General features: G+C 54.7%; 16 protein-coding genes and 4 pseudogenes. 9 read left to right on the top strand and 11 right to left on the bottom strand.

The window, feature by feature from the left end:
- Nucleotides 1-54 precede the first annotated feature (54 nt).
- From ACZ1HF_RS02835 to ACZ1HF_RS02825, 3 genes and pseudogenes are all read right to left on the bottom strand, one after another.
- A pseudogene (locus ACZ1HF_RS02835) lies at nt 55-2,717 on the bottom strand (Rne/Rng family ribonuclease).
- A gap of 426 nt (nt 2,718-3,143) precedes the next feature.
- Nucleotides 3,144-3,857 carry a hydroxyacylglutathione hydrolase gene (gene gloB / locus ACZ1HF_RS02830; RefSeq protein ID WP_472656081.1) on the bottom strand — a complete coding sequence of 238 codons (714 nt, stop codon included), beginning with the start codon at nt 3,855-3,857 and terminating at the stop codon, nt 3,144-3,146.
- Nucleotides 3,858-3,929: 72 nt separating this feature from the next.
- Nucleotides 3,930-4,607: an HpcH/HpaI aldolase family protein gene (locus ACZ1HF_RS02825; RefSeq protein WP_472656080.1), complete on the bottom strand. Its 678-nt coding sequence runs from the start codon at nt 4,605-4,607 to the stop codon at nt 3,930-3,932.
- A gap of 232 nt (nt 4,608-4,839) precedes the next feature.
- On the opposite strand from ACZ1HF_RS02825, the pseudogene ACZ1HF_RS02820 reads away from it, so the two are divergent.
- Nucleotides 4,840-5,055, top strand: a pseudogene (locus ACZ1HF_RS02820) (TRAP transporter large permease subunit); the annotation flags it as partial.
- On the opposite strand, the gene ACZ1HF_RS02815 reads toward ACZ1HF_RS02820, so the two are convergent.
- Nucleotides 5,056-6,147, bottom strand: a complete 1,092-nt coding sequence (locus ACZ1HF_RS02815; protein WP_472656079.1) for a PQQ-dependent sugar dehydrogenase — start codon at nt 6,145-6,147, stop codon at nt 5,056-5,058. It lies immediately after the preceding pseudogene.
- Between the two features lie 186 nt (nt 6,148-6,333).
- Here ACZ1HF_RS02815 and ACZ1HF_RS02810 point away from each other — a divergent pair, with 186 nt between their 5' ends.
- The 7 genes and pseudogenes from ACZ1HF_RS02810 to ACZ1HF_RS02780 all read left to right on the top strand — a co-directional run bounded on the left by ACZ1HF_RS02810 (nt 6,334) and on the right by ACZ1HF_RS02780 (nt 12,236).
- Nucleotides 6,334-7,515, top strand: coding sequence for an ABC transporter substrate-binding protein (locus ACZ1HF_RS02810; RefSeq protein WP_472656078.1), 1,182 nt, complete (start codon nt 6,334-6,336; stop codon nt 7,513-7,515).
- Nucleotides 7,516-7,579: 64 nt separating this feature from the next.
- On the top strand, nt 7,580-8,359 hold the full coding sequence (locus ACZ1HF_RS02805; RefSeq protein WP_472656077.1) for an ABC transporter ATP-binding protein: 780 nt from the start codon (nt 7,580-7,582) through the stop codon (nt 8,357-8,359).
- Nucleotides 8,360-8,404: 45 nt separating this feature from the next.
- Complete coding sequence (locus ACZ1HF_RS02800; RefSeq protein WP_472656076.1) at nt 8,405-9,118, top strand: ABC transporter ATP-binding protein; 714 nt, start codon at nt 8,405-8,407, stop codon at nt 9,116-9,118.
- A 2-nt stretch (nt 9,119-9,120) separates the two neighbouring features.
- Nucleotides 9,121-9,468 carry a hypothetical protein gene (locus ACZ1HF_RS02795; RefSeq protein WP_472656075.1) on the top strand — a complete coding sequence of 116 codons (348 nt, stop codon included), beginning with the start codon at nt 9,121-9,123 and terminating at the stop codon, nt 9,466-9,468.
- 3 nt (nt 9,469-9,471) lie between these two features.
- Complete coding sequence (locus ACZ1HF_RS02790) at nt 9,472-9,933, top strand: hypothetical protein (protein WP_472656074.1); 462 nt, start codon at nt 9,472-9,474, stop codon at nt 9,931-9,933.
- The gene (locus tag ACZ1HF_RS02785) at nt 9,933-10,943 is read left to right on the top strand and encodes a branched-chain amino acid ABC transporter permease (protein WP_472658966.1); all 1,011 of its coding nucleotides are present in this window, start codon (nt 9,933-9,935) and stop codon (nt 10,941-10,943) included. The genes ACZ1HF_RS02790 and ACZ1HF_RS02785 overlap by 1 nt, the downstream gene beginning before the upstream one ends.
- Nucleotides 10,940-12,236, top strand: a pseudogene (locus ACZ1HF_RS02780) (branched-chain amino acid ABC transporter permease). Before ACZ1HF_RS02785 ends, ACZ1HF_RS02780 begins: the two are co-directional and overlap by 4 nt.
- Before the next feature lies 1 nt (nt 12,237).
- Here ACZ1HF_RS02780 and ACZ1HF_RS02775 read toward each other — a convergent pair.
- The 3 genes and pseudogenes from ACZ1HF_RS02775 to recA form a co-directional block, all read right to left on the bottom strand.
- Nucleotides 12,238-12,525: a DUF1330 domain-containing protein gene (locus ACZ1HF_RS02775; RefSeq protein ID WP_472656073.1), complete on the bottom strand. Its 288-nt coding sequence runs from the start codon at nt 12,523-12,525 to the stop codon at nt 12,238-12,240.
- Nucleotide 12,526: 1 nt separating this feature from the next.
- Nucleotides 12,527-15,179, bottom strand: a pseudogene (alaS, locus tag ACZ1HF_RS02770) (alanine--tRNA ligase).
- A 182-nt stretch (nt 15,180-15,361) separates the two neighbouring features.
- Complete coding sequence (gene recA / locus ACZ1HF_RS02765) at nt 15,362-16,453, bottom strand: recombinase RecA (protein WP_472656072.1); 1,092 nt, start codon at nt 16,451-16,453, stop codon at nt 15,362-15,364.
- A 246-nt stretch (nt 16,454-16,699) separates the two neighbouring features.
- On the opposite strand from recA, the gene ACZ1HF_RS02760 reads away from it, so the two are divergent.
- The gene (locus ACZ1HF_RS02760) at nt 16,700-17,251 is read left to right on the top strand and encodes a gamma-glutamyl kinase (RefSeq protein WP_472656071.1); all 552 of its coding nucleotides are present in this window, start codon (nt 16,700-16,702) and stop codon (nt 17,249-17,251) included.
- 15 nt (nt 17,252-17,266) lie between these two features.
- Here the strand turns inward: ACZ1HF_RS02760 and ACZ1HF_RS02755 are convergent, their stop codons facing one another.
- From ACZ1HF_RS02755 to guaB, 4 genes are all read right to left on the bottom strand, one after another.
- Entirely contained in the window at nt 17,267-18,643 is a 1,377-nt protein-coding gene (locus tag ACZ1HF_RS02755) for an ATP-binding protein (RefSeq protein WP_472656070.1), read from the bottom strand.
- On the bottom strand, nt 18,595-19,557 hold the full coding sequence (locus ACZ1HF_RS02750) for a hypothetical protein (protein ID WP_472656069.1): 963 nt from the start codon (nt 19,555-19,557) through the stop codon (nt 18,595-18,597). The genes ACZ1HF_RS02755 and ACZ1HF_RS02750 overlap by 49 nt, the downstream gene beginning before the upstream one ends.
- A gap of 121 nt (nt 19,558-19,678) precedes the next feature.
- Nucleotides 19,679-20,851 carry an RsmB/NOP family class I SAM-dependent RNA methyltransferase gene (locus ACZ1HF_RS02745; RefSeq protein ID WP_472656068.1) on the bottom strand — a complete coding sequence of 391 codons (1,173 nt, stop codon included), beginning with the start codon at nt 20,849-20,851 and terminating at the stop codon, nt 19,679-19,681.
- Nucleotides 20,852-22,300: an IMP dehydrogenase gene (gene guaB / locus ACZ1HF_RS02740; protein WP_472656067.1), complete on the bottom strand. Its 1,449-nt coding sequence runs from the start codon at nt 22,298-22,300 to the stop codon at nt 20,852-20,854.
- Between the last annotated feature and the right edge of the window lie 93 nt (nt 22,301-22,393).

The following is a 22,393-nucleotide window of genomic DNA, read 5'->3' as shown; positions in this document are numbered from 1 at the left end:
TTTACAGCGATATAATGCAAAACGCCGGGCATAGCCCGGCGTTTTTAAACTAACCTATCCGCGACCTAAAGACCACCAACCACGGCGTTTTGGTTTTTCCTTCGCCACCTCTTCGGATTTTGCTTCAACTGCGCCTGCATCTGCAGCAACAGTGGTTGGTGCGGCCATCACTTCGGCAATAGCCTTAGCAACTTTGTCACCATCATCCGCGGCTGCCTCTGTTTTCGGTTTTGCGGGTGCGCGTTTACGGGTCCGCTTGGGTTTTTCTTCAGCGACCGGCTTTTCCGCCTCTACCACCTCAGAGGTTTCGGCAACTGGTTCCACAGGCGATTTCTTCGCCCGCGACCGGCGGACGGGCTTTTTGGCCGGAGCGTCTTCTGTATCAGGTTTCGGATCAACCGGGGCTCCAACAGATGCCTCTTCTGATGCCACCTCTGTCTTCTTGGCGCGTGAGGTCCGCGTGCGTGTCCGAGACTTTGGCTTAGGCTTTGCCGCCACCTCTGGCGTTTCTTCTGCAGGTGTCTCCGTAGCTGCATCAGGTGCCTTCTCAGCAGAGGGAGCGTCAGCATCCGTTTGTTGCGCCTCAGGCGTGTCTGACGCTTCACTCTCAGCGTTCTGTTCATTCTCCGCGTTCTGATTAGCACGTGACCTGCCGCGCCCGCCCCGCCTGCGGCGACGCTTGCGCTTCTTAGGTTGCTCTTCGGCTTCGGCGGCTTCTTCTTCCGCCAGGTCTTTTTCAGCCGCATCATCAATGTCGGACATGTCGATGCTGTCCATCGACACGACGTTTTCGTTGACCACAGCCAAAGTACGGGTTGCCGTCTTGAACTTCTCGATCTCGAAATCAGGGCTGACTTTATGTGCGTCCCCTTCCAGACGAACAGACAGACCATAGCGCGCTTCGATCTGCGCAATATGCTCGCGCTTGGCATTGATCAGGTAGTTCACCACGGCAATAGGTGCTTTCAGCAACACCTCTTTCGAGCGGCGGCGTGTCCCCTCTTCTTCAATCTGGCGCAAGATCGACAAGGCAAGACTGTCATTAGACCGGATCAACCCTGTGCCATGACATGACGGACAAGGCTGCGTTGTTGCCTCCAACATACCCGGACGCAAGCGTTGGCGAGACATCTCAAGCAAGCCAAACCCGCTGATCCGGCCAACTTGAATGCGAGCCCGATCCGTTTTCAGTTTATCCTTAAGGCGTTTCTCAACCGCAAGATTGTTCCGCCGTTCTTCCATATCGATGAAATCGATCACGATCAGGCCGGCCAAATCGCGCAAGCGCATTTGTCGTGCGACCTCTTCGGCCGCTTCAAGGTTAGTATTCAGCGCCGTCTGTTCGATTGAGCCTTCTTTGGTCGCCCGCCCTGAATTGACATCGACTGCGACCAAGGCTTCTGTGATACCAATCACGATATAGCCGCCGGATTTCAACTGGACTGTCGGGTTGAACATGCCGGACAGATAGCTTTCCACCTGATGGCGCGCGAACAGCGGCATAGGATCGGAATAATGCTTCACGTTCTTTGCGTGGGACGGCATGATCATTTTCATGAAGTCCTTGGCAGTGCGATAACCCAGATCGCCTTCTACCAGAACCTCATCGATCTCTTTGTTGTAAAGATCGCGGATTGATCGTTTGATCAAATTCCCTTCTTCATAGATCGGCGCCGGCGCGATGGATTTGAGCGTCAGCTCACGCACCTGTTCCCACTGACGTTGCAGATATTCATAGTCGCGCTTGATCTCAGTCTTTGTCCGTTGCGCGCCTGCGGTTCGAACGATCAGACCTGCGCCTTGCGGTACATCTATTTCATTCGCGATTTCCTTGAGCTTTTTGCGGTCGGCGGCGTTGGTTATCTTGCGGGAAATACCACCACCACGCGCAGTATTGGGCATCAAGACGCAGTACCGGCCAGCAAGCGACAGGTAAGTCGTGAGTGCCGCGCCCTTGTTGCCGCGTTCCTCTTTGACAACCTGCACCAGAAGGATCTGGCGTACTTTGATGACTTCCTGAATTTTGTACCGACGTGGTCTGGGTTTGCGCGGAGTACGGATTTCTTCGGTTACATCTTCCTGGGCAATGGACTCGATATTTTCATCCTTGTCCGTTGCATCCATTTCGACAGCATCATCATCTTCGGCACTGTCATCATCCGCGTCATCTTCACCGGCAACGGGGGTTTCCACTGGCGTCTCAGCAACGGTTTCCATCGGGGAAAGTGCTTCATCCTCAGAAATCGCATCCTCAAGATCAACAACACCCATACCGGGAATTTCGGCATTTGCTGCGTCGTCCTGTTCTGCGGGCTCTGCCGTTGTAACAGCATCATCAGCTTTTGCATCCGCTGCCTTGGCCTTCGTGCGTGACCTGCCCCGCGAGCGGGTTTTTTAGGTTTATCTTCTTCCTCTGCAAGCGATTTGGCATATTCCAGCTCTTCGGCAATCAGCGCTTCCCGGTCAGCGACAGGGATCTGATAATAATCCGGATGTATCTCCGAGAACGCCAGAAAGCCGTGGCGATTTCCGCCATAATCCACGAAGGCCGCCTGCAAAGACGGCTCTACACGTGTTACTTTTGCGAGATAGATATTGCCAGCAAGCTGGCGTTTGTTTTCGGATTCAAAGTCAAATTCCTCAACCTTGTTTCCGTCTGCGACAACCACCCGAGTTTCCTCTGGGTGGGTGGCGTCGATAAGCATTTTCTTAGCCATGTTATCCGTTTGCATCCTGCATCAATACGCCCCCGTCGAAGGGTCCGTCTGAGGATGGGATGTCTTGTTTGGGCGAGATTCGACACGGGACAATTCGTGACCAACGGAGGCTGTGCCCCGGTTCTGTCATTCAAATTATCTCTTGCGCGTCGCATCGCAGTTTTATCTCCGACGCCAAAAAATGACGTCACATTTATGAAAGCCAATGCGTTCTTGAACGATACTGGCAAGGCCATAAGGCCGACTCTCCTGCTGCCTGCGCGTTGGTTTTGTCCTGCCAACGGGGCCGCAACGAAACTTCTACTGATTCAATGCCGATACCTAAGATGATCATCAAACCATAAAGCTACACTAAAGCTGTTCCAGAACGAATTACAATGACGAAGTTATAAAGGTCAGGAATGAGTTACCTTTTGCCATCAAAGCCTAAGCTCTGTCTTTCAGTCTGCGCAGCTCTGCAAAAGCCTCCGCATTGCCCGCACGCAAAAACGGGTTTGTGGCCAGTTCTTCTTGCAAGGTGGTTGGTATAGTGGCTACACCTTTCGCGCGTTTTTCAGTCACTTCTGCCATACGCAGTTTCAAAGCTTCATTGTCCGGATCAACGCTTAGGGCAAATTTGCCGTTTGACGCCGTATATTCGTGGCTACAGTAAATTATCGTCTCAGGCGGCAAAGCCATCAGCTTCTGAAGGCTGTCCCACATCATCGCAGCGTCCCCTTCAAACAGCCTCCCACAACCCATAGAAAACAGCGTATCCCCTGTAAAAACAACATCTTCCGATGCGATATAAAAGTTGAGCATATCCAACGTGTGACCCGGCGTGTGCAACACATCCACACGAAGTCCGGCGAACTCGAAATGATCACCGCCTCGCAGCACATGATCCACACCACTGATCCCATCCGGCCCGTAAACTTGCGCGCCTGTATCGCGTTTGACCTGCGCCACCCCAGCAATGTGGTCGCCGTGATGATGCGTGATCCAGAGCTGAGACAGGGGCCAGCCCGTGTGTTTCAGTGCGCTCATCACCACGGCCCCATCCCCAGCATCAACACAGGCGGTTTCACCACTGCTTGGGTCATGTATCAAGACCGCGTAATTGTCAGAGCCATATGGGAATTGATGAAACTGAAATGGCATGTGTCTCTCCTTGTTGGCTATCGTAGCGTTGGCGTCATCCGCCAATAGGTTTTCAAGTGATATCTGTGGGGATCAATCCGCATAGGTTTTCGCGACGGATCGCAGGGCATCCGCCATAATCACCAAATCACTGCCAACACCCAGAAAGCGTGCGCCAAGATTGGTATAATGGGCGATCAGCGCCGGATCAAAGGCAATGATACCCGCTATCTTGCCAGACGCGTGGATGCGCTTGATGGCGTCCTCTATAGCCTCCGTCACAACTGGCGCTGACGGATCAGCAATATATCCCATCGATGCCGCAAGATCAGATGGCCCGATAAACACTCCATCGACACCTTCAACGGCCAGAATAGCATCAAGGTTTTCCAACGCCAAAGGAGTCTCGGCCTGCACGAATAACATCACCTGATCATTCGCAGTCTGTGCATAATCGGCTTCGGCATTATAGCCAGAGGCGCGGGCAATGGCAGATGCCAACCCTCGCGCGCCATCAGGCGGGTAACGCATGGCGCGGGCCATCTTTGCGGCCTCTTCGGCGGTATCAATCATCGGCACCAGAACCGTCTGCACGCCCAGATCAAGGATCTGCTTCAGCATCCAGTCTTCCCCTTTCGGGACCCGCACCACGGGCGCAGCACCGCCCTGCATGGCCTGTAATTGCGCCAGAATGGCGGACAGGTCATTCGGGCTATGCTCCGCATCAATCAGGCACCAGTCAAACCCTGCCTGCGCGGCGATCTCAGCCACAATCGGGCTGCACAGGTTCAGCCAAAGCCCATGCAGGGCTTGCCCCCGTGCAGGGCCTGTTTCAATGGATTTAAATATGCAGGCATTGTGTGTCCTTCCCTCTGGCGCTCTGATTAGAGCCGCCAATTCACCCCAAGGCAACAGAAAGGCTGGAAACCTTGATGGCATCTCAATCGGCATGTTCGAAATGGCGCAATTCTGTGCTGACTATCATGCAGATAAAAACCCGACCATCATCGTGGTCAAGATGGCCGAGCTCTGTTTGATCACCCCGCCCATAGGTTTGAATTGCTTCGTCGTTGCAGGTGTGGCGCAAGATACCAAGATACCGATTTCGGTTCAGGGCGTCTTTCGTGGCGCATCGCCATTTTTTGTTGCAGACGTTGCGACTGTGGCGGTTCTGATCGCGTTTCCCGGTATTGTGCTGTGGCTTCCCAGCCTTCTGTGATCAGGGTGTAATCCGGTAAAGCGCGCCATCATAGACAGACAGAAACCAGATCGCGCCATCCGGCCCTTCAACCACATCGCGCACGCGACCTGTCGCGCCATCCTTCAATTGCTCAGTCTCAGTTACGCTGTCCCCGTCAAGGCGCGAAATATAGTCAAACTTCAACGAGCCGACAAACATATCGCCCTTCCAGTCCGGCCATAGCTTGCCGGAATAAATCATCATCCCCGATGGCGCGATGGACGGGTCCCAGTAATGGGCAGGTTGTTCCATGCCCTCTTTTTCGCTTCCTTCACCGATCTTGAGGCCCGAATAATGCCGGCCATAGGAAATTACCGGCCAGCCGTAATTTGCCCCCGGTTTGACCCGGTTGACTTCATCGCCGCCTTGCGCGCCATGCTCTACAACCCAAAGGTTGCCTCTTAGGTCAAGCGCAGCACCTTGGGGATTGCGGTGGCCGTAAGACCAGATATGCGGCTGCGCATCGCCCTGATTTACAAAAGGGTTGTCAGACGGCACGTCCCCATTCCGCGTGACGCGGATGACGGACCCGTTATGGCGACTAAGATCTTGAGCTGACGGCCTGTCGCCCCGCTCGCCAATCGTCAGAAAGAGAGTACCATCGCTGGCTTCAACGATGCGGCTGCCAAAGTGGCGACCTCCCGTGCTGCCGCGGGCCATCTCGAAGATTGTCTGAAACCCTTCAAGCGCAGTGCCATCTGCGCTTAGCGTACCAACACCCAAAGCCGTGCCAGCACCGCGCCCTTGTGCTTTGGAATAGCTTAGAAACACCTGCCGCGACGTGGCAAAATCTCTGGGCACCATCACGTCCAGCAATCCGCCCTGCCCTTCGGCAACGACATCGGGCACATTGCTGACCTCGATCTGCGTGCCGTCCTGCAGCAGATGAATCAGCGCACCGTCGCGCTCGGTGACAAGCAATCCACTGGATGGCAGGAAATCTACAGCCCAAGGCTCATCAAAATCATCTGCAACCTTTTGAACCGTGAGCCCCCCTTGAGAGCTTTCCATCGCAACCGCAGGAAAGCTAAAGGCCAGAATTACTGAACAGAGTATGTGTTTCCGGCTCATTTTATCCTCCTGCATATACAATTTCAGAGATATACCAGCATTCGCAATATTCCAGCACCTACGGGTGGCGAACACACAGACGTGAGCCTTCACCGCTTCGCCGAACATCATGCGTGAAGGCTTTTCTTTTCAAAAACTACAGCATAATCTCGCGCCGATAACAAAAGTTGATCAGGGAGATCAAAAATGAAAAAGCTGCTACTTGCCTCTGCCGCAAGTGTTCTCGTTTCTGGCGCGGCCTATGCGGAAGATATAAAACTTGGCGTTATTCTGGGCTTCACCGGTCCTATTGAATCGCTGACACCATCAATGGGTGACGGGGCTGAACTGGCCATGGCCGAAGTCAGCGAGTCCGGGCTGTTCTTGGACGGCTCCAAAGTGGAAGCCGTGCGCGCAGACAGCACATGCGTCGATTCCGCAGCTGCCACGGCTGCAGCGGAACGGCTTATCACATCTGATGGCGTCAAAGGTCTGATGGGGCCGGATTGTTCCGGCGTAACAGGCGCGGTTCTGGCCAATGTCGCATTACCCAATGGCATCGTGATGATTTCGCCCTCTGCCACATCACCGGGCCTGTCGGAAGCCGAAGATAACGGGCTGTTCTTCCGCACCTCTCCATCGGATGCACGCCAAAGCGTGATCATGACCGAGGTGCTGATGGAAGAAGGCGTTAAGGAAGTCGCGCTGACCTACACCAATAACGACTATGGCAAAGGGCTGGCGGATCTGTTTAAAGCCGCTTTCGAAGCCGCAGGCGGCACAGTCACTATCACGGCGGCCCATGAGGACGGCAAGGCGGACTATTCCGCCGAAGTCGGCGCACTGGCCTCTGCTGGGGGCGAGCGTCTGGTTGTCGCGGGCTATGTGGATCAGGGCGGATCAGGCATCGTGCGCGCAGCACTGGATGCAGGCGCATTTGATACATTCCACTTCCCCGACGGGATGATTGGCGCAAAGCTGGAAGAAAATTTCGGCTCTGAAATCGATGGCTCCACCGGGCAGGTTCCTGGCTCTGACAACCCCGGCGTAGACAAGTTCGCAGAAATGGTTGGCGATAAGTTCGACACCACTTCGCCATACACGGGCGAAAGCTACGACGCCGCAGCGTTGATCATGCTGGCCATACAAGCGGCCGGTTCAACAGAGTCTGCCGATTACAAAGAAAAGGTAATGGATGTGGCCAATGCACCGGGCGAGTTGATCTATCCGGGTGAGCTGGCCAAAGCCCTGCAAATCCTGAAAGACGGCGGCGAAGTGGACTATGTCGGCGCAACGGCGGTTGAGTTGATCGGCCCGGGCGAATCCGCAGGCAGCTTCCGTCAGCTAAAGTTTGAAGGTGGCAAGATGGAAACGGTCCAGTATCGTTAAAGCCCATACATAAACTCTTGAAACAGCCCGGACACGCTCTGGGCTGTTTTGGTGAAAGGCATCGATGATCACAGTTGATAATATCCACAAGCATTTCGGTGGCTTTCATGCTGTTGATGGCGCATCTCTGTCGATTGAACAGGGGTCCATCACAGGACTGATCGGCCCAAATGGTGCTGGAAAAACAACTTTGTTCAACGTGATCGCGGGTGTATTGCCCCCGACATCGGGTAGCGTGACAATGGCAGGTGAAGATATCACTGGCCTGCCCCCGCATGAGCTGTTCTCGAAAGGGTTGCTCCGCACGTTCCAGATCGCCCATGAGTTTTCCAGCATGAGCGTGCGCGAAAACCTGATGATGGTCCCCGGCGGTCAATCCGGTGAAACGCTTTGGAACACATGGTTCCGTCGCAGCCACATTGCCGAGGAGGAACGCAGTCTGGCCGCCAAGGCCGATGAAGTGCTGGAATTTCTGACAATTGATCATCTGGCTGATGAACGCGCGGGCAACCTATCCGGTGGGCAGAAGAAACTGCTGGAACTGGGCCGCACCATGATGGTTGACGCCAAAGTCGTGTTTCTGGACGAGGTCGGCGCGGGGGTGAACCGCACGCTTCTCAACACCATCGGCGACGCGATTATCCGTTTGAATAAGGAACGCGGTTACACGTTCTGCGTGATTGAACATGATATGGATTTCATCGGCAGACTCTGTGATCCGGTGATCGTCATGGCCGAAGGGCGCGTTCTGGCAGAAGGGACGCTGGACGAGATCAAAGCGAATGAGCAGGTAATCGAAGCTTATCTAGGAACGGGACTAAAAAACAAGGTTGCGGCGGGATGAGGTATCATCGGTGGAGCCCTTGGCAGAAGTATTTTGGAAAATTTGATGAGTGAGCCATTCCTGATTGGCGACACCATGTCTGGTGGTTACGGCACAGGCCCCGATATCCTGCATGAATGTACGATTGCCGTGAACGAAGGCGAGATTGCCGTGATCGTTGGCCCAAATGGTGCTGGCAAATCTACCGCAATGAAAGCTGTTTTTGGTATGTTGACGGTCCGTTCTGGTGCGGTGCGGCTGGCGGGCGAAGACATCACGGCGCTGTCACCGCAGAACCGCGTGGCCAAAGGCATGGCTTTCGTGCCGCAGACCTCAAACATTTTCACATCCATGACCGTCGAGGAAAATCTGGAGATGGGCGCGTTCCTGCGTCGTGATGATATTTCCGGTACGATGGAACAGGTCTATCACCTGTTCCCAATCCTTAAAGACAAGCGCGCACAGGCCGCGGGGGAACTGTCGGGCGGTCAACGCCAACAGGTTGCCGTTGGTCGTGCATTGATGACCCAGCCGAAGGTTCTGATGCTGGATGAGCCAACCGCCGGCGTATCCCCTATCGTGATGGATGAACTGTTTGATCGAATTATCGAGGTTGCCCGCACCGGGATCAGTATCCTGATGGTAGAACAAAACGCACGGCAAGCCCTTGAGATTGCGGATAAAGGCTATGTGCTGGTGCAAGGCCGCAACCGCTATACGGACACAGGGGCTGCCCTTCTGGCTGACCCGGATGTCCGCAAGAGCTTTCTTGGAGGATGACAATGACTATACGCAAAAGCCTTTGGGCAACAGTTACGATTGCAGGCATGTTTATTGCGCCCTCTGCTATGGCGGCCACTCAGTGTAATTTCACGACGGAATGTTTCGAGGCAGAGGCATGTTCCGAAACAAGTTTCGATCTGAGCATCGCAGATGGCGAGATGACAACTGATGCGGAAACGATCCCCGTCAGTATCGGTGGCAGCGACGCGGTGCGGGTATATGTGGGCGTCACCGACAGCGCCTTTCATGTTTTAACTCATGTGGCCAGTGGGTTTGCGCGCTATTCAACGCATATTTACGACGGGCCTCTGATGGTGGGCTACCTGGGCGCGTGTGAGGTCGAATAGCGGATGATCAGAACAGTTTTCATTTTGGCTCTTTGCGTTGGGACACCGGCAGATGCGCGCAGTTTTGGTTGCGTCTTCACCGAAACCTGCTTTGGTGCGCTGTTCTGCGAGACGATCGACAAGCGTATGATCGCAACCAACACCCCGCGCGGCCCGCTTGAAGCTTATGCAGGCGGGCGTAATCAGCTGTTGGTTATGGGTGACGCTGATCTGGTGGCAGGTGATCCTGTCGCGCGGCAATTTCGCAGCAATCTAAACCGTTGGAACAGTTTTTTGCCCAAACAGCCAAGTTACCACAACGACGGCAACTATGTATTCAACGATGCAGATGAAAGCGTCACAATCCAGTTTGGCACAGACAGTGCTGAGCTGCATATTGAACGGGACGGCAAGGCACAACTCAGCAAGCCAACGCAAAGCGATGCAAAACGCGTTTATAGCGGGCGGTGCGAGGATATTCTATGATCGACCTGCTCAATGCATTTGCAGCACTTGCCAATTTTGTGCTCGTTCCCGGTATCGCCTATGGGGCACAGCTGGCGCTTGGGGCTCTGGGTGTCACACTGGTCTATGGAATCCTACGGTTTTCCAACTTTGCCCATGGCGATACGATGGCCTTCGGGACAATGGCCGTTATTCTGTTCACATGGGGATTTCAGAATGCGGGTCTTAGTCTTGGCCCGCTGCCCACCGCCCTTCTGGCCTTGCCGTTCGGGATTGTTGTAACCGGGGTTTTTCTGCTTGGCACCGACCGGCTGGTCTATCGTTTTTACCGCCGCCAGCGGGTCAAACCTGTTGTCTTCGTTATGGCGTCGCTGGGCGTTATGTTCATCATGAATGGGTTGGTGCGTTTCATCATCGGCCCAAACGACCAGAAGTTTCTGGACGGAGAACGCTTCATCATCTCGGCCCGGACCTTCAAAGAGATGACCGGACTGAATGAAGGCATAGCCATTCGCACCACGCAAGGGATCACTCTGGTGACGGCTGTTATTGTGGTTGCCGTGCTGTTCTGGTTCCTCAACCGAACCCGTACCGGGAAATCAATGCGCGCGTTTTCCGATAATGAAGACCTTGCCCTGCTGTCTGGCATCAACCCGGAACGGGTGGTGCTTTACACCTGGTTGATCGTCGCGGCCTTGGCAACGATTGCGGGCACGCTTTACGGGCTGGATAAATCCTTCAAACCCTTCACCTATTTTCAACTGCTTTTACCAATCTTTGCAGCCGCCATTGTTGGCGGTCTGGGCAATCCACTGGGGGCTATTGCCGGGGGCTTCGTCATTGCATTTTCCGAAGTTACGATGACCTATGCCTTCAAGAAAGTCGCAGGCTATATTCTGCCCGATGCGTTGGCACCGGATGGGTTGTTGCAACTGCTGTCCACCGATTACAAATTCGCCGTTTCCTTTGCGATCTTGATAATTGTGTTGCTAATCAAACCGACCGGCCTGTTCAAAGGACAATCCGTATGACCCTGCGCGATGCTTTCCTGTTTGGTTTCGTGGCCTTCCTGATCATCATGACCGGCTTTATCCAGTCCTGGAACACTGCTGTGTTGATCCTCAACATGGGGCTGATCTCGGCCATCATGGCCCTTGGGGTAAATATGCAATGGGGCTTTGCGGGCCTGTTCAATGTTGGCGTCATGGGCTTTGTCGCCCTTGGCGGGTTGGCCACCGTTCTTGTCAGTATGCCAGTCACACCGGGCGCGTGGTCCGCTGGCGGGGGCGGGCGATCATCGCACTGCTGGCAGGTGCTGCGACAATTGCAACCGCTATAACGCTCTACAAACGCATGACGCCAGGACGGATACGCACCCTTTCGATACTCGCCACACTGGGGATCGGCTTTTACATCTACCGTTTCCTGTTTGATCCAGCTGTCATTGCAATCGAGGCGATAAACCCCGCTATAAGTGGCTATCTTGGCGGTATGGGGCTTCCGGTTCTGCTTGCATGGCCTGTGGGCGGCCTTCTCGCTGCCGGGGCAGCCTGGGCTATTGGCAAAACCGCACTTGGTCTGCGGTCCGATTATCTGGCGATTGCAACCCTTGGCATTGCAGAAATTATTATCGCCTTCCTGAAAAACGAGGATTGGCTGTCACGGGGGTCAAGAACGTGATCGGCCTGCCCCGCCCCGTTCCTTACGAGATTGACCTGCAAAACGATCCTGATTTCGTCGCCCGCGCAGCCTCTTTCGGGCTTGAGCCAACGATTGCCTCAACCCTGACTGTCAAACTTGGCTATGCGGTGTTGTTCACGGCGGTGCTGCTGATCCTGCTCTGGCTGGCACAGAAGGCGCTGAATTCCCCATGGGGCCGGATGATGCGTGCCATCCGCGACAATGAGGTCGCCGCAGAAGCGATGGGCAAAGACGTCACCGCCCGCCACCTTCAGGTCTTTATTCTGGGCAGCGCGATCTGCGGTATTGCAGGTGCAATGATGACCACACTGGATGGGCAACTGACCCCGGGCACATACCAACCGCTGCGCTACACGTTTCTGATTTGGGTGATGGTGATTGTCGGCGGGTCCGGCAATAATTTTGGCGCAGTCCTGGGTGGGTTTTTGATCTGGTTCCTATGGGTGCAGGTCGAACCCCTTGGTCTAGGTTTGATGAGCCTGATCACAGCCGGCATGTCTGATGGGTATTGGCTGAAAGATCACCTGATTAACGCAGCCGCCCATATGCGGCTGCTGACTATGGGGGTCATCTTGTTGTTGGTTCTGCGGTTCAGCCCGCGAGGGCTGATCCCCGAGCGGTAAATCAGTCCAGTTCCTCGACAATGACCAAATCACGTTCGGCAGCATTCTCTGCAAACTTCAGCGCAGCCTGATAAGCATCTGAATAATAACAGTCATGGGCTACCTGCAGGCTTGGGAACCGCGCGACAACATTGCGGGCGCGATCATTGCCTTCAAGCTGTTCATACGTGCCATTGCGCACAATAAATGTGCCGCCATGTTCTGCAATAGCTCCGGTCGCAAGCTCGGCATATTTCATGTAGCTATCCGGGTCCGTGACTTTTACATGTGCGATCCATAATGCACCCATTCTATCCTCCGATCACATTTTCTGCGGCGACAATAGCCGCATCTGCATTTTGTAGGCTCGGTCCGCCACCCTGCGCCATGTCAGGCCTGCCACCGCCCCCTTGCCTCCAAGTTCAGTCACCGCTGCCTTGACCAGATCAACGGCTGACAATTTGGGGGTTAAATCATCGGTCACGCCAGCCGCCACAGCGGCCTTACCGTCTGCATCGGCAAGCAATAGCACCGCGCCAGAGCCCATGCGCGCCTTGTGTTCATCAATCAATGCGGGCAAATCTCGACCGCTGACGCCTGACACGCTTTGCGCAAAAAACGACACGCCGTTGATCTCTTTGTCTTGTGTCTCTGCCGCTCCACCACCGCTCATCGCCATGTCCCGGCGCAGTTGTGCAATCTCGTTGCTCAGCGCCTTGCGTTCATCCAGCAAGGTTTTGACCCGGTCGCCCACATCTTCCGGGCGTGCTTTCAGCGCCAGCGCAACTTGCGCCAAACGATGGTCCTGATCCCGTAGGTAGCGGAAGGCGGCATCCCCTGTCAGCGCCTCGATCCGACGCACGCCAGCGCTGGAGGCACTGTCGCCAAGCGTTACAAACACACCTATATCGCCGGTTTGCCTGACATGTGTGCCACCGCATAATTCGATCGAGTAAGTCTGCCCATCCAGCCCCTTTCCTGTCTCGGCCCGTCCCATGGATACGACGCGAACCTCATCACCATATTTCTCACCGAACAAGGCCTGCGCGCCGATGTCGCGGGCATCGTCAGGCGTCATGATCCGCGTCTCGACAGGGCTATTCTGGCGAATATAGGCGTTTACATCCGTCTCTACCTTTGCCAATTCCTCAAGGCTCAGCGCCTTTCCATGGCTGAAATCAAACCGCAGCCGATCCTGCGCATTGAGCGATCCGCGCTGTGCAACGTGATCCCCCAATGCTTCCCGCAGGGCTTCGTGTAGCAGGTGCGTCGCCGAATGGTTTGCGCGTATTGCAGTGCGCCGGGCATGATCCACGGTGAGCTCCACGCCGTCACCAAGGTTAATCTGCCCCTCGGAAATGGTCGCAAAATGGATGAAAACATCCGCTGTCTTGCGTGTATCAGTGATGGTGGCCTGACCGCCCTCGCCTTTCAGCACGCCCGTGTCACCGACCTGACCACCGCTTTCTGCATAAAACGGCGTCTGGTTTAACACGATCTGAACCGTTTCGCCCTTCGAAGCGCTGTCTATCAGCGCACCATCTTTGACGATGGCCAGCACCTGTCCTTCAGCCTGTTCCGTGTCATAGCCCAGAAAATCTGTGGCCCCATTCGCATCGGCAATATCAAACCAGATTGTGCTATCCGCAGCCTCGCCCGAGCCCGACCAACTGGCGCGCGCCTTGGCTCTCTGTTCAGCCATAGCCGCATCGAACCCTTCCGTATCCACGCCGCGCCCTTTTTCGCGCATCGCATCCTGCGTCAGATCCAGCGGAAAACCGTATGTGTCGTAAAGTTTAAACGCCGCAGCACCGGGCAGATCGGCTTCTTCGGGCAGATCGGACAGTTCATCATCCAGTAGGCGCAATCCACGGTCCAACGTCTGTTTGAACCGCGTTTCTTCCAGCCGCAATGTTTCTTCGATCAGGGCTTGCGCACGTCCTAATTCCGGATAGGCGCCGCCCATTTGGCCGACCAAAGCTGGCACCAGCCGGTGCATCACCGGGTCTTTGGCCCCAAGCAAATGCGCATGGCGCATCGCACGGCGCATGATCCGGCGCAGCACATAGCCACGACCATCGTTAGACGGCATCACCCCGTCGGCGATCAGAAACGAGGTCGAGCGTAAATGATCCGCGATCACCCGATGATGCGTTTTACCGGGCCCATCAGGATCGCTGGAGGTCGCATTGGCCGATGCTTCGATCAGCGCGCGCATCAGATCGGTGGCGTAATTGTCATTCGTGCCCTGCAGCAACGCGGCGACGCGCTCTATCCCCATGCCCGTATCGATCGACTGGTTTGGCAAATCCTTGCGCGTGCCGTCCTCGAATTGCTCATATTGCATGAAAACAAGGTTCCAGATTTCCACGAACCGGTCGCCATCTTCTTCGGGGCTGCCGGGGGGCCACCCCAGATATGGTCCCCATGATCAAAGAAAATCTCGGACGATGGCCCGCACGGACCTGTTGGCCCCATCATCCAGAAATTGTCATCGGTGGCGATACGGATAATGCGGTCATCACTGAGCCCGGCAACTTTTTTCCAGATATCAGCGGCCTCTTCATCAGTGTGGTAAACCGTGACGACCAGTTTATCTTTTGGGATATCCAGTTCTTTGGTGATCATCTCCCAGGCAAAGGGGATAGCTTCGGTTTTGAAGTAGTCGCCAAAGCTGAAATTGCCCAACATTTCAAAGAACGTATGATGCCGCATGGTATAGCCGACATTGTCCAGATCGTTATGCTTTCCGCCGGCTCGCACACATTTCTGCGCGGTGGTGGCGCGTTTGTAATCCCGTGTCTCGACCCCGGTGAACAGGTTTTTGAACTGCACCATGCCGGAGTTGGCAAACATCAGAGTTGGATCATTGCGCGGCACCAGCGGGCTGGAGGGAACAATCGCATGGCCTTGCTTTTCGAAGTAATTCAGGAAAGTCGACCGGATATCATTCAGGCTGGGCATATTTCGGTGTCCACTCAGGCGTTTTACATTGTTCGTGCAGGTTTAGCCCTGCGCCTTATGCGAGTCCACCACTGCTGAACCCGCAATAAAAAAGGACGACCCTTAAAGCCGTCCTTTTCTAAACTAGTCTTAGCATACCGTTACGTCATGGCCGTTGGTACGGCCCATACGCAACATAATGGTCAGCTCTCGATCAGGCCATCCACGTCATCAGGTGTCGCAGCTTTTTCGCCTTCTGGCATTTCAAAATCCAAACCATGTGCGGCGCGGATTTTGTCTTCCAGTTCAAGCGCAATAGCTGAGTTTTCCTTCAGGAAGGTCTTTGCGTTTTCACGGCCCTGCCCGATCCGTTCATCGCCATAACTAAACCACGCGCCAGATTTCTCGACCACGCCAGCCTTGACACCAAGGTCCAGAATTTCGCCCATTTTCGAGATGCCTTCGCCATACATGATGTCGAATTCCACCTGCTTGAATGGCGGGGCGACCTTGTTCTTGACTACCTTCACGCGGGTCTGGTTGCCGACGACTTCATCGCGATCCTTGATCGCGCCGATACGGCGAATATCCAGCCGAACGGAAGAGTAGAATTTTAACGCATTACCACCGGTTGTCGTCTCCGGGCTGCCAAACATCACACCGATTTTCATCCTGATCTGGTTGATGAACACAACCATACAGTTGGAGCGCGCAATCGAGCCGGTCAGTTTACGCATAGCCTGGCTCATCAAGCGGGCATGCACACCGACGCTTGAATCGCCCATATCGCCTTCCAGTTCCGATTTCGGTGTCAATGCCGCAACCGAATCTACAACGACCATGCTGACAGCACCGGAACGCACCAGCGTATCAACAATTTCCAGCGCCTGTTCGCCCGTATCAGGCTGCGAGATCAGCAGCTCATCCAGATCGACGCCAAGCTTACGGGCATATTGCGGGTCAAGCGCATGTTCCGCATCGACAAACGCGCAAACACCGCCCTTTTTCTGTTCTTCCGCAACACAATGCAGGGTCAAAGTGGTTTTGCCCGAGGATTCGGGGCCATAAATCTCAACGATACGACCCTTTGGCAAACCCCCTATGCCAAGGGCAATATCCAGACCCAATGATCCGGTTGATGTCGCTTCAATTTCCTGAACGGCATTCCCGTCGCCCAGTTTCATAATTGACCCTTTGCCGAACTGCCGTTCGATCTGGGCCAGCGCAGAGTCGAGCGCCTTTTGTTTGTTCGCGTCGCGCTTATCGTTCATCTGAAGAAGTTCCGCTGTGGCCATGTAATCTGTTCCTTATTTCATACCGCCGAAGTGGCAGCAATGACTGCTTTTGTTCGCCTCTTGTTCTTTTTTCACTTATGAGATCAAAAGGAGAACATTTCAAGTTAAAACTTCAAAAGCCAGTTTTCCCGGTTTACCTTAAAGATGGGTTTACATGGGATGGGAAACGGAAGAAAAATCAGCATGCTAATTTTTCATAAACAACGGCTGGCATATCTGGCGGTCCCAAAGACCGGGACACGAACAATGCATCAAAGCTTTGAAGACAGCGCCAGCACGATTGTGCGCCACCCGCCTGAAGTTAAACATATGAATGCGCTGGTGTTTGAGCATCGGGGGCGCCGCATTTTTGACACGGCGGGCCTTGAGCCGCTTGAGACCGTTGCTGTAATCCGCCATCCACTTGCATGGCTGAACAGCTGGTATCGCTACCGCCAGCGCAAAGAAATCTTGAACCATCGCAACAGCACCGCCGGGATCAGCTTTGATGAATTCGTCGAGGCATATCTGTCAGACCAACAGCCCGCTTTTGCCAAAGTCGGAGCACAGGCTACATTTGTAACGGATAAGGAAGGCGATCTGCTGATCCATCATCTGTTTCAATATGAACGGATGCATCATTTTATAAAATTCATGAATAAGCGCCTCAGGACTAGCGTTGATATCCCTCTGATAAACCAGACGCATGACATCAACATTCCTCTTGATCCAGCGCTGGAAGCACAATTTCGGGGTCGCTTCGCTTTAGACTTTCAAATCCATGCTGCGTTGGATGAAGGGCCTCTTTCGTTCGGGTGACACTATAAAACCAACCTAGCTTTTCGTATCAGGTAATTGCGCACGGACCGTTGCTGTCAATTCGCTAAGTGAGAACGGTTTTGGCAAAAATACCGAATTGGGAATCATGGCTTTGTCATCGCCAAATGTGTCTTCCGCATAGCCTGATACAAAGACAACCCGTAGATCCGGTCGCGTCTTTTGCGCCTCTTTGACCCAAGTGGGACCATCCATGCCGGGCATCATTACATCGGTGACAACCAGATCGATGACAAGGCTCTGATCTTCCAGAATTTCCAATGCCCGTTCTGCATGTTCTGCCTCTAGCACATGGTAGCCGCGCAGTTGCAGGGCACGGCTTGCGAAGGCCCGCACCGGGGCTTCGTCTTCCACCAGAAGGATCACGCCTTCGGCAACGCCCGCCTCAATAACAGGTTTGGGTGCCTCAAGAGGCTTTGCCTCGGCAACGGCCGGTTTGTCATGGGTTGGAAAATAGATCGTGAAAGCCGTCCCCTTTCCGACTTCACTGTCCACAAAGATATATCCGCCCGATTGCTTGATGATGCCATAGACCGTGGACAAGCCCAGCCCGGTACCCTCACCTGTCTGTTTCGTCGTAAAGAACGGTTCAAACACCTTTGCCAGTTTGTCAGCCGGAATACCGCTGCCTGTGTCCGAGACCTTGACCAGCACATAATCGCCACGTGGTACAATGGCGCGGTCTCGGCTCAGGTCGCTTTTCAACCTCATATTAAGCGTCTCGATAGAAATCTCGCCCGTGCCGTTCATGGCATCGCGCGCATTCACCACAAGGTTCATGATCACCTGTTCCAGCTGACGCCGATCTGCGCGCACATGCATAAGATGGGGATCATGGTTCAGACGCAACGTGATCTGCGCACCGACCAGCCGGTTCAAAAGATGCGCAAGATCAGCCAGCGTGTCGCGCATGTCCAATACTTCCAATTGCAGGTTCTGCTTGCGTGAAAATGCCAGCAACTGCCCCACAAGTGCAGCCGCACGATTGGCGTTCTGGTTGATCTGTTCCAGATCACCGTAATCCGGATCGCCCGGATCATGGCGCAACATCAGCAGATCACAATGCCCTGAAATGGCCGTCAGCAGGTTATTGAAATCATGGGCCACGCCGCCCGCCAATTGGCCAATAGCCTGCATCTTCTGGCTTTGGACAAATTTCGCCTCAAGCGACTTTAGTTCAGTCGCATCATTGACGATTGCCATCAGGGACACTTCGCCGCCCTCAATAACGCGCCCCAGAGTGATCTGAAGAAACACATCCTCGTCCCTGGCATTAGAGCGCAGAATTTCCGGCTTATGCAGTGAGCCCCCTTCGGTTGCGTCTTTCAGCCAATCTTCAATCGGGCGATCCAGACCACTGACCAGATCCTGCAAACGCTCCCCCCTTTGCGGTGCAAGCCCATCAAATCACGCGCCTGAAGATTTGCTTCCAAAATGACACCATTGGGCGAAATCTTGACCAGCGCCACCGGGAAATCTTCCAGAAGGTTCAGCGGCGTTATTGCCCCGGTTTCATTGCCGACCGGCACGAAGAAATACTCACACCGCCCACTTTTGGTGCACTCCACCATTACAACCCGCACGGAAATGGGGCTTTTTGCCCCGGTCAAGTTGGTGATCAAACCCGAGCGAGTAGGAACATCTGTGAACAGATCATTGAGCGTTTTGGGGTGTCTGCCCACAAGGGCGTGCATGGCGTCGTTTATGAATGTGATCGCACCAGAGCTATCCGCAACCATCATTGGCAAACTGATCTTTTCGGCCTTACGCGACGCGCTGCTATCACGCTCCGTCGCATCTTCAAACGACCAGAACAGGAAATCCGGTGCAACTTCATGTACGGCAATCAGGCACCGCCCCTGAGCCGTTGCAACCTCTTCATGCGCCGCTTTTTGCCGTATCGCTTTTTGTTGCAAGCGGAATAAAAGTGCATTCGGCTTACTGATTGAACCATCCAAGGCCTGTTCCAGCGCTTTGTCCTGCAAGTCCCCCAATCGGTCACGGGCAGCACGATTATGCACAAAGATCTTGCCTGAAAAATCCGTGATGACCACGGCGCGCATATCATGCGCGATCACATCCGCAAGTTGGCGGCAATTCGCATCAGGCCTGTTTTTTCGGCTCAGAAAGAACAGCCCTAAAGCAACACCGGCAAGGGCGGCACCCGTAATAAGGACACCAACGGATATGTGTGGGTTTGATGTAAAAAAGCTGCTCAACAGCAAGGCCGCCGAAACCAACATCAACAAAGGCATATGAGCGGCAAATGACTGAATTGTTCTCGTCAAAATGGTATCCAACTTCGCTGCAAAATATAAAAAGCAGCCTTCAAAATACTGCGCAACAAACCGTCTGGCAAAAGAGTTAACGCGAGATTAATACCACAAAAAATTGCATAGATATACGCCGTCAGTACATATTCTTACGCGTCAAATACGCCACATAGAACCCATCCCCACCATCCAACGGGGTGAAGTGGCGTTGAAATTGCAAAGCCCAATCCGCGTTTTGGGACAGGAACCCGTTGATCTGGCACTGGTTTTCCAGATCAAGCAGCGAACAGGTTACATAGGCCAGACCGCCTGACGGCCCGACGAACTGACTTGCTGTGTTGAGAATATCGGCCTGCGTCCGCAACAACTCATCCAGCATATCACGGCTCAGGCGCCATTTGCTTTCGGGGGCACGCCGCCACGTCCCACTGCCCGAGCACGGCACATCGCACAACACCAGATCGAACGGAGCCTCTGCGGAGATTTGCTGACTGTCCAGAATTGTCACGTTGACGCCGGACCGGGCCGCGCGTGGCAAAAGATCAGACATGCGGGAAATATTGGCATCATGGGCAAAAACCTGCCCCGCACCGCGATCAGCCAATGCCAGCGACTTGCCCCCACCCCCGGCGCAATAGTCCAGCACACGCGCGCCGCGATCCATTGGCAGGCAGGCACATACCGCTTGAGATGCCACATCCTGCAACTCGACCAAACCTTGTGCCAAAGCCTTGCTCTGTTTGATCCTGCGGGGGTTTTCGGTCACGATCAGTGCTGCATCACTCAGATCATGAGGCTCCGCCATGATCCCGTCTTGCGCAAGAACGGCAATCGCGGCATCGACCGAGCAACCCGACAGATTGACACGCAAGAACACGGATGCACGATGCTGCAAAGCCGCCATTACAGGTGCAAACTCATTCCCCAGAGACCGGCGCAGATCTTCTGCCAGAACCTCTGGGCAATCCAGCGCAGCATTTTCGGGCAGCTCTTTGGCCTCGATACGCTCACCCGTGCTCAGCTTTGAAGGCGCGTAGCCTTCACCGCTGAACATCTCGTCCAAATCGAGCCCCTGCATCCGCGCATATCCAAGAACCAATCCTCTGCCCGTCTCGGCCCCGCCGCGCGCTGCAAAGGACCTGCGACAGCGCAAACAGTCAAACACGATGTCACGCACCTGCGCCCGGTCCTTGGAGCCTGCATAGCGTGACCCGCGCGCCCAGTTGGTCAAGGCTTTCTCGGCTGGCTGCCCCCCTAAATAGGCATCCAACACTTCAATCGCGGCTGACAGCCGCGCGGCGGGCGTCATTTAACCAACACGGTAATTCGGCGATTCCCGCGTGATCTGGACATCATGTACATGGCTTTCGCGCAGCCCCGCACCTGTAATCCGCACGAAATTCGCCCGACCGTGCAGATCAGCAATCGTAGCAGCGCCAGTATACCCCATGGCGGCCCGCAGACCGCCAACCAGTTGATGGATGACAGTGCCTGCGGAGCCTTTATAGGGCACCTGCCCCTCGATCCCTTCAGGGACCAGCTTGTCACTGGCGGCATCCTTCTGAAAATATCGATCCGCCGAGCCCCGCGCCATAGCCCCAAGCGAGCCCATACCACGGTAGCTTTTGAAACTGCGCCCCTGATACAAGATCACCTCGCCGGGGCTTTCATCCGTCCCGGCGATCATAGATCCGACCATGGCACAGGATGCACCCGCCGCTATCGCCTTGGCAAAATCACCCGAGAACTTGATTCCACCATCCGCAATCACTGGGACACTGCCCGACGCCTGCGCGCAATCTATGATCGCTGTCAGCTGCGGCACACCGACACCCGCTACCATCCGTGTCGTACAGATCGAGCCCGGCCCGATACCAACCTTCACAGCATCCGCCCCGGACCCGATCAGCGCCCGCGTCGCCTCGCCCGTGGCCACGTTGCCAGCCACAACCTGCACCTGATTGGACAGCTTCTTGACCCGTTCCACAGCGTGCCCGACCCCTTCGGAATGGCCATGCGCGGTATCGATCACAATCAGATCGACGCCTGCGTCGATCAATGCTTCGGATCGCTCGAACCCGGCATCGCCCACAGTGGTCGCTGCAGCGACCCGTAAGCGCCCCAGATCATCTTTGCAGGCATGGGGGTTCAGCACCGCCTGTTCGATATCCTTTATCGTCAGAAGGCCCGTTAGACGTCCTTCCCCATCCACAACCAACAGCTTTTCAATCCGGCGGGCCCGCATCAGGCTTTTCGCCTCGGCCAGATCCGCAGGTTCGCGCAGCATTGCCAAGTTATCTGCGCTCATCATTGCTTTCACAGGCGTCTTGTCATCGCTTGCAAACCGCATATCCCGGTTGGTCACAATCCCCACGACACGCCCGTCTTGTTCAACAACCGGAAAGCCCGACACATTATAACGGTCCTGTAATGCCTTGGCATCTGCCAGTGTCTGATCCGCAGTCAGTGTAATCGGGTTATAGACGATCCCGCTTTCAAATCGTTTGACCCGCCGCACCTGTTGTGCCTGTTCGTCGACCCCAAGATTGCGATGCACGACCCCTATGCCACCGGCCTGAGCCATGGCAATCGCCATGCGCGCCTCTGTTACTGTATCCATGGCGGAACTGAGCAGCGGAATATTCATCGCCACTGATTTGGTCACAAAAGTGCGGGTGTCTGCCGTTGATGGCAGCACATTCGATGCCCCCGGCACAAGTAAAACATCATCAAAAGTCAGGGCCTCGCGAATCTCCATGGGTCTCTCCTTGGGAGGTGCTCGTTTGGCAGTTTCCTATTACATGGATTGGGGTGGTGCGAAAGGTCGTATTTTATGGCAGAGCTAACCTTG

The sequence above is a fragment of the Litoreibacter sp. GN1-5 genome (genome assembly GCF_055693805.1).
The sequence above is the reverse complement of the archived record's forward strand: the minus strand, read 5'-3'. Positions and strand labels throughout refer to the sequence as shown.